The organism is Polaribacter sp. 11A2H (assembly GCF_011379025.1).
Classification (GTDB): Bacteria; Bacteroidota; Bacteroidia; order Flavobacteriales; family Flavobacteriaceae; genus Polaribacter.
On sequence record NZ_WTLD01000052.1, the window covers coordinates 1 to 833 of the forward strand.

Annotated in this window: 1 protein-coding gene; it reads right to left on the reverse strand. The window is 35.3% G+C overall.

What is annotated here, in order from left to right:
* Nucleotides 1–833 (reverse strand): Ig-like domain-containing protein (locus tag GQS58_RS16875; RefSeq protein ID WP_166388056.1); only part of this gene is annotated, 833 nt, incomplete at both ends.

Here is an 833-nt window from a genome sequence, read left to right on the forward strand (position 1 = left end):
ACACCTGCGCCTTTTCCTGTATATGTTACCGGATCAATTGTTCCTGTAAAACCTGTAGTAGGAGTAAAGGTATATGTTCCGTTTCCATTAATAGTTAAAGAACCTGCGTTAGCAACATTATTTCCATTTTCATCAACTCCAGCAACTGTTTTTGCAGTTCCTAAAGTAAATCCAGTAGCAGTTACACTTGCTACACCTTCATCATTAGTTAATAGTTGACCATCTACAGGTGTATCTTTTGGTGTTTGGTTGATATCATTTTCTGCATTTACATCTGCAGGAATAGAAGTTAAATATAAAGTAGCTTCATCACATGCTTGTACTGTTGGAGCTGTAATTGTATCACATTTAGTGTATGTTACAGGTACTGTACCTGTAAAACCAGCTTCTGGTACAAAATTATAAGAACCATCTGAGTTTATGGTAACCGTACCAATACCTGCAATAGTATTTACTACAGGAGCAGCAAAAGTTCCCACCGTAATTCCTGTTCCGTTAACAGAAGCAGTAGTAACATTTTGAGTATTCCCTTCTGGATCAAAATCGTTTGTTAAAACATTTCCTTCCATATTTATTCCTTGCTTAGCAGCATTGGCATCATCATTTGCAAACGTATTGTTTCCAAAATTGTCAATTACATTTAAGTTTAAAATAGCAGTATCTGTACCACCATTTCCATCAGAAATGGTGTAGGTAATATCATCTATAGTTCCTGTAAATCCTGTAGCAGGTTTAAATTCATAAGTACCATTTGCTTTTACTTCAACAGTACCTGCATTTGTAACAGTAACTCCATTTTTATCTTTACCAGTAACAGTTTTAGCAGTTCCTAA